Genomic DNA, 6,796 nt, shown 5'->3' with positions numbered 1-6,796 from the left:
CCCCTTCAGGGTGCCGGCTTCATCTCGGAATCACATGCCGGCTTCAAATCGGAATGCCCTGCCGGCTTCGCTTCGGAATACCCCGCCCGCTTCAATCGGAATCCGCAACTATCGGGTCGCATGCATGCTCGAACCGGCTTTACGTTTCTGCATCAGCCCAAATTTGGCTCCCTACGGATCAATGCCATGACCAACGCCAAACGCCGCCCGGAGACACAGTCTGCGACCATCACCAATCGTCATGATTATCACCTAGCGCTCGCACGCATTGGCGAACTGGAGGACCTCAGCGAGTGCGAAGGGCCCGAACTGAACGCGCTGAGAACAGCGGTCGAGGACTATCAGTCGCTGTCCAGCCCCGACGGCAACTCAAGGATGCCTGCGGAGTCAGAGTCTTCGCGAAGGCCCTTGTAGAACGGGCGCCGCAGTTTCGGGTCCTTGATCCAGCCGTCCGGCGTCAGGTTTGGTCCCTCTGGCAAGCGCCTCCGACTCCAAAGAAGCCGCCAACTCTTCGTATTCCATAATCCGCTCGATGGGATCGAAAGCAATGGGGATCGGACTTACCGGCCCCCATGTGATCGAAAAGCGGGCTCGACGATGCGCGGCCTGGCCGGCGTTCGCGGGTTCACTCGCCAGTTTGACGCGGCGACGGATCTGCATGCGGCTGGCTAGCCAGTACTTAATGACGATAGCCGCCATCTCTTCCAGGGTGCCCCAAGATCCCAAGCGTCAGCGATGTCGTCGCGGAACCGGTGCCCGGTCCGTCTGAAAAGGAACGCGCCCTGACCGTATTGCGATCCCAACCTGTGCCGTCCATGCTCTGCAGGACCAGATGAAGCTGTCCGCCAAAACTATTTTGGATCGCAAGACCGCCCGCAAACGAGGAAGAGGCGGATCGCGAAGATCCGCCTCCGTTTTCGTCTCGAGCCCGCCCTTAGCTCTGACCGCCCTTTCGTCCGGCTTCAGACGCGCGCTCCGGATCGTCTGCAAAGTTTCCAGAACGACTCCCTTCGCCGCCTTGCTGACCTTCGCGGCCCTTGTTTTCTTCAGACTGTTGGCGGTTTCCACCGCCGCTGCTTTCTCCGCCTTTGCGTCCCGCTTCGGAGGCGAGTTCGGGATCCTGCGAGAAACTACGCTTTTCCGCAGGCACGCTCTGGCCGCCCTGTGAGGCGATGTCGCGCTGCTTGTTGTCGTCCATGGACGCAAAGCCTCGACCTGACTGGTTTGCCATTTTGGATCTCCTTTGGATTTTCAAATGGTGGATGTCGTCCCCATCCACTGACCGCTCAACCGACAATTACCGAGCAGTGTTCCGWTGAAAATTCCAATTCGAGCTAATGGCAAAAGACAGTCAAGTAGTTGTGAAAAAAACCTTTTTTGCTGCGGCTTACTGCCAAGCTTCATGACGGGTTTGCGTCCGATGCAAGGCGCCGCCGGGTGACGGCGCCCCGCTGTCGGACGGGGGATTCCGCCGATTTGTACCGAGCCGGAGCGTTGTCAAAAACGGGGAAGGCAGCGCCGGAGGACCGCCTCAAATACCTCCCTTGAAAAGACCTTCGCAGGAACGCTGTTTAGCTTCAATCATAACCTAGGTTAACGTCGTTCGATAACCTGAGACGGAGCGTCTTCTTACGAATTTTGATTAGATCGACTTATCGGTGACCGCGATTTCCGCTCTCGCCCATAGGGGGAGGACGGGCAATGCCAAACAGGCCGGACGGGCTGCTCGAGGTATTGCGCCGCAAAATCGATGGCGTCGTTTCACTCAGTTCCGACGAAGTCGATGCGATCCTTGCCCTGCCGACTGTCGTGCGGCAGGTTCGCGCCGGAGCCGAGATCGTTCGTGAAGGGGATCACCCCACGCAATCGTGCCTTATTCTCGAAGGCATTGGCTATCGCTTCAAGATTGTTGGCGAGGGCGCAAGACAGATCTTCTCCTTTCATATTCCTGGCGATATCCCCGATCTTCAAAGCCTCTATCTTGAACGGATGGACCATAGCCTGGCGGCCCTGACGAGCAGCAGGATCGCCTATATCCCGCATCGATCGCTTTACCACCTCTTCGCAACCCACCCGCGCGTCGCTGGTTTCTTCTGGCGCGAAGCGCTGATCGATAGCTCTGTCTTTCGGGAATGGATCAGCAATATCGGGCGCCGCTCGGCACCCAGCCGGATTGCCCACGTTATCTGCGAACTTTACGTGCGCTTCCGGACAATCGGAGTTGTTGTGGTTGAGTTGACCATGCCTTTTCCCTTCACCCAGACGGTGCTTGCCGACGCGCAGGGCATGTCGACCGTCCATGTCAATCGCATCATGCAGGATTTGCGCTCGGCCAATCTCATCCGTGTCGGCCGCAAGGAACTCACCATCCTGGATTGGCCGGGGCTCGTCGAACTCGCTGATTTCCAGGATGATTATCTTCATCTGCGGCCGGCCGCCTGAGCCCCACCATCACGTGCCGGTGATGCTTCCTTCGAATACGATCGTGGCGGCATAGATCCTGCTGCCCTCGGCATTGCGGACCGATACAGACAGCCGTCGCCGGCCGGTCAAGGTGGGTTGGTCGCGAGCCATGTCGTGCAATGTCTTGTACGCGGCCCGCAACGCGGACTCCGGCTCCGGAAACTCGAACCCGTGCCGGTCGACKACTTCGCGCGCACCGTCGTCGCTGTCGATGAAAAATATTGTCACCGCGATCGCTCGTCTTTCAGGCCGCCCGATCGCGCAACGCGGCCAGGCGTTCGCGCCTTTCCGACAGGAATTGCAAGAAAACGGGGCCGATTCATTAACAAAAGTGAATGTCTTGCGTTTCCCGACAATATTAGCTCAGCTTCTGGAGGCAACAAAAGGCAGCACGCCACGGAAGGAGCAATCCGAAGACCGCGGTTCCCGAACTCAAACCGGAATCACCGACTGTCTGCATCACCTGCCATGATGAGGACCGCTATGCGCGTGAGCGCATCGGTCAAATCGAGGATGCAAGGCCCGGTACGGTCGAATCCCTCGAACGAGCCATGCTCAAGGCCGCGATCGCCGCCTATGAGGCGCGGGAGGTCGAGAGCGCCGAATGACAGGGGATGAGGATAGCAGCCGGCTTCACAATCGCCTGGACGTTTCGCGCGTCGATGCTCACGGGCCGCCTTGAAGACACGGACGAGGAGCGCGGAGAAGCCGATTGATGCTGCAAGCGATGTGGGCGCATCGTTTGCAGCATGGCATCATCCGTCATTCGATGGTGTCAACGACCTCGCGGCTCTGGGGATCGACGATCAGGACATCGTCGCCGATGAGCGTATAATGGTAGCCGCGAAGCCTTTGGTCGCGCTCCTCCACCTCGGGGGGAAGCGGATGAAGCACGACCTGACTCGGCAGGACGGCTCCCCGCAGGCCATCGACCCCCTGAACCTCGCCCGGTTTGGCGTTGCCCAGGATGATCCGCGCGATGTCATGTCGATCACCGGAATTCTGCGCCTGGCCTGAAAGTGCGCCGGTGGTTTTCGGAGCTGCGGACGCCGATCGGGAGGCACTCTTGTCGACGACCTCGACAATACGATGCGTCCGCGGCTCCACGATCGCGACTTCGTCGCTCTCCGTCATGACATACTGATATCCGCGCCAGGTTGGGTTGTCTTCGACCAKCTCGAGCGGGAGGTCATAGAGAGGCGCACTCGCCGGCAGGATGACACCTTGCCGAAAGACGATCTCGGCCGGCCGACGCCAACGTCTTACATCGCGCCGGGTTTCAAAAGCAGCGTAGATGTCGACGGTCCCAGCTCGGCCGCCACCTCGATCGATCACCTCGACAATGCGTCGGCTGCGCGGGTCGACAATAATAATCTCCCGATCGGAGACCGTGTAGCGATAATCGCGGTATTGCGGCCTGATGGCGGCAATGTCGCGCGGCAGCGGCTGAAGCTGCACGCGCGACGGCAGCGCAGCGCCGACCGATACGGAGACCCCCAGATTCTGCACCGGCCGGATCTCGTTGCGTTTGACACGCTCGCGCWCCGTATCGGCGATCCGCCGATTGTCGGAATCGGCAGCCGGCCTTTCGGCGTTCTGGACTCCGGGCGCAGGCCGATTTTCTGCGGGCGCAGGGCCGGGCGTTCCAGGCTGCGCCGCATTGGGGCGTTGCGCCGTGGCGCCCGGCCGCTCTTCGTCTCGCCGACCCTGCGGGGGTGGTGCCGTGTTCGAATCCTGGGTCGCCGCAGGTCGTGCCGTATTCGGATTCTGGGTCGGCGCAGGTCGCGCAATGTTCGGATCGGCCGGGCGTCGATCTGGCCGCTGTGGCTGCGCGGTTTCAGTCGAACCGGGCCCATGGGTGTTCGGCTGAGTCCGGTCCATTTCCCTTCGCCCGGTGCGTTCGTTTTGTCGCTGGGTCTGACCGCGCTCTTCAGATTGCCCTCGTTGCAGCTCTTGCTGAGCACGCGTGTCCGAAGGTTGGGTCGGTCGCTCCCGCTCAGCCTGCTCGCGCTCGCGCCGCGGCATCTGCCCCCTCGGCAAGTCCGGACCCCGAGGCTGTTCGACCTGAGCACCGCGCCGTTCGCCCGGCGCCTCGTCGGGGCGCTGCTGCGGAGCCGGGCGATCGGTTCCGGTCGGAGAGCGCGGGGCCACATCGCCCTGCGCCGGTCTTTCGGCGCGACTGCGCGGCATCTCATCAGACTGACCAATAGCTGGCTGCGCCCAGGCCAAGCCTGAATGGGCRACAAAAGCGATGGCCGCAATTCCTTTGAACCGTTTCATGGGAACTACTCCCTGCTGTTGGGCGGTTACTCCGTTGGCTACCAACCACGCAGGCTCAAAGGGTGTTCCCGTTTTCTGAACAGCCCCTCGCGTGTTAGTCCGCCTTCCGACGATGGATCCCGTGCGCCCGTGACTTGGCGCCGCCGGCCCGCACGAATGGAATGGCCCAGAGTGACTGGCTACGTCCTCCAGAGGCGCAGGACTATTCGGCGGCCTTTCGAGACTCGCTCGACGAATCCAGCAATCCATTGAAGGCATCGAGATAGTCCGTCGCCATCCGCGCGGCGGTAAAATGGTTCTCGAAATGCTGCCTCACCGCGAAGCGATCGATCGCACGGCTGTGTTGGGCGGCTGCGACGGCCTCGGCGATCGAGTCGACAAGAATCCCGGATATCCCGTCCTTGACGACTTCGGGCACGGAACCATTGCGCCAGGCGATCACCGGCGTTCCTGCCGCCATCGCCTCGATCATCACGAGCCCGAACGGCTCGGGCCAATCGATCGGAAACAGCAGAGCACGCGCGCCGCCGAGGAACGCAGATTTTTGCACCTCGTCGATCTCCCCGATGAACTCGATCAAGGGGTGATCGAGCAGCGGCATGATCCGGGTTCTGAAATAGTCCTCATCAACAGGATCGACCTTCGCCGCGATCTTGAGGGGCATGCCGGCACGCTTGGCGATCTCGATCGCCCGATCCGGTCGCTTTTCGGGCGTGATGCGCCCGAGGAAAGCCAGATAGTCCCCTCCCCGACCGTCGAAGGGACAAAGGCCCGGGCCCAATCCGTGGTGGACTGTCGCCAACCAATTCGCAGTGGCAGGCATCGGTTTTCGCTGACAATCGGAAATCGATATCAGCGGCATTTGGGGATAGGCCTCGTAGACCGGGAGAAAATCGGGGAGGTCCAAACGGCCGTGCAGCGTCGTCACGCATTTATGGGCGAGATCTGTGAAAACCGCATGCTGCAGCAGATCGAGATGGAAATGGATGATGTCGAACGACGCCGCACGCTCCCGGACCTTAGCCAGCATAGCAAGGTGGCTCGCCGTGTGATCGCGGATACCAGCAAGTCGCAACCCCCGCGGAGCGCAAGCGACAAGCTCGGCGGACGTCGTTGAATCCCCCGACGCAAACAAAGTGACGTGATGGCCTTGCCGAACGAGTTCTTCAGTAAGCCAGGACGCAACCCGCTCCGTGCCGCCGTACATCCGGGGCGGAACCGACTCGGCCAGCGGTGCAATTTGGGCAATCCGCATCCGATTTCTCCAAATAGATTAACTCCGCCAAGGCGGCGAGCAAGCAACTCCGTTCTTGAAGAAAAGTTCGGGTTTATAAACTGCCGATACTCTTCTCCGCTGGCACCCGCGGGACGGTTTCCGGCATCACCATCAGGAAAGGGCGAGCCGCCCCACTCCGGTCACAACGACAAAGCCGACACTGTTCCGGCCCGCGAAACTGCCGGCAAACACCTAGCTCGACGCACCGCCGATACTCGATCGTGATCCCGCGCGCCCGACGCCGGATAGGCGAGTATCGGAAGGCTCGCTGAACGCTAGGCGTCGGGTGCGCGATGGCAAACTAATAGGAATCACCAGCGGATGATCGAGGACATGACGATCCGCCAGTTCGGCGAGCACGCAGCGCGACTATGTCCGGCAAGTCCGCGCGTTCACGGCCTTCCTCGGCCTGCCGCCGTATCGGGCCGAGCCGGAGGATCTGCGGCGCTACCAGCTCCATCTGGCCTCGCTGGGGGCAAGCTACGCCCGAATGAACCGGCCTGCACCGCGCTGCGCTTCTTCTTCCACATCACGCTCGGCCGGGCCGGCTTCGGTGACCGCATGGCGCGGATCCCGACGCCGGAGCGCCTGCCGGTGGTGCTGGGGACCGAAGAGGTCGCGCTGCTGCTGGCGCATGCGCGGAGCCTGAAGGACCAGGGGCGCTCAGCATCGCCTATGGCTGCGGCCTGCGCGCCTCCGAGATCGCCCACCTCAAGGTCGCCGACATCGACAGCGCCCGCATGCTGATCCGGGTCGAGCAGGGCAAGGGCCGCAAGG

Annotated in this window: 8 protein-coding genes; 3 read left to right on the top strand and 5 right to left on the bottom strand. The window is 61.6% G+C overall.

Annotated features, from left to right (window positions below; genetic code table 11):
- Positions 1-414 (top strand): hypothetical protein (locus tag AC1D34_RS32200; protein ID WP_476826426.1); only part of this gene is annotated, 414 nt, incomplete at its 5' end.
- Positions 415-934: 520 nt separating this feature from the next.
- Here AC1D34_RS32200 and AC1D34_RS32195 read toward each other — a convergent pair.
- On the bottom strand, positions 935-1,198 hold the full coding sequence (locus tag AC1D34_RS32195; RefSeq protein WP_476826425.1) for a con-10 family general stress protein: 264 nt from the start codon (positions 1,196-1,198) through the stop codon (positions 935-937).
- Positions 1,199-1,809: 611 nt separating this feature from the next.
- Between AC1D34_RS32195 and AC1D34_RS32190 the strand changes: the two genes are divergently transcribed.
- The gene (locus AC1D34_RS32190) at positions 1,810-2,442 is read left to right on the top strand and encodes a Crp/Fnr family transcriptional regulator (RefSeq protein WP_476826424.1); all 633 of its coding nucleotides are present in this window, start codon (positions 1,810-1,812) and stop codon (positions 2,440-2,442) included.
- 9 nt (positions 2,443-2,451) lie between these two features.
- Here AC1D34_RS32190 and AC1D34_RS32185 read toward each other — a convergent pair whose 3' ends face one another.
- The 4 genes from AC1D34_RS32185 to AC1D34_RS32170 all read right to left on the bottom strand — a co-directional run bounded on the left by AC1D34_RS32185 (position 2,452) and on the right by AC1D34_RS32170 (position 6,655).
- Positions 2,452-2,691 (bottom strand): DUF6894 family protein, encoded by a 240-nt coding sequence (locus tag AC1D34_RS32185; RefSeq protein ID WP_476826423.1) that lies wholly within the window; start codon positions 2,689-2,691, stop codon positions 2,452-2,454.
- 534 nt (positions 2,692-3,225) lie between these two features.
- On the bottom strand, positions 3,226-4,488 hold the full coding sequence (locus AC1D34_RS32180; protein ID WP_476826422.1) for a DUF1236 domain-containing protein: 1,263 nt from the start codon (positions 4,486-4,488) through the stop codon (positions 3,226-3,228).
- A gap of 457 nt (positions 4,489-4,945) precedes the next feature.
- Positions 4,946-5,998 carry a glycosyltransferase family 4 protein gene (locus AC1D34_RS32175; protein ID WP_476826421.1) on the bottom strand — a complete coding sequence of 351 codons (1,053 nt, stop codon included), beginning with the start codon at positions 5,996-5,998 and terminating at the stop codon, positions 4,946-4,948.
- A 501-nt stretch (positions 5,999-6,499) separates the two neighbouring features.
- Positions 6,500-6,655: a hypothetical protein gene (locus AC1D34_RS32170; protein WP_476826420.1), complete on the bottom strand. Its 156-nt coding sequence runs from the start codon at positions 6,653-6,655 to the stop codon at positions 6,500-6,502.
- 32 nt (positions 6,656-6,687) lie between these two features.
- On the opposite strand from AC1D34_RS32170, the gene AC1D34_RS32165 reads away from it, so the two are divergent.
- Positions 6,688-6,796 (top strand): tyrosine-type recombinase/integrase (locus AC1D34_RS32165; RefSeq protein ID WP_476826427.1); only part of this gene is annotated, 109 nt, incomplete at its 3' end.

It is taken from the genome of Allobosea sp. P1_A7, assembly GCF_056406775.1.
Note: the sequence above shows the minus strand (reverse complement) of the source record. Positions and strands in the feature narration are given on the sequence as shown.

Coding starts and splice junctions, on each gene's coding strand:
- AC1D34_RS32170 (WP_476826420.1), bottom strand. CDS start 6,655: ATGCGCCAGCAGCAGCGCGACCTCTTCGGTCCCCAGCACCACCGGCAG.
- AC1D34_RS32195 (WP_476826425.1), bottom strand. CDS start 1,198: ATGGACGACAACAAGCAGCGCGACATCGCCTCACAGGGCGGCCAGAGC.
- AC1D34_RS32175 (WP_476826421.1), bottom strand. CDS start 5,998: ATGCGGATTGCCCAAATTGCACCGCTGGCCGAGTCGGTTCCGCCCCGG.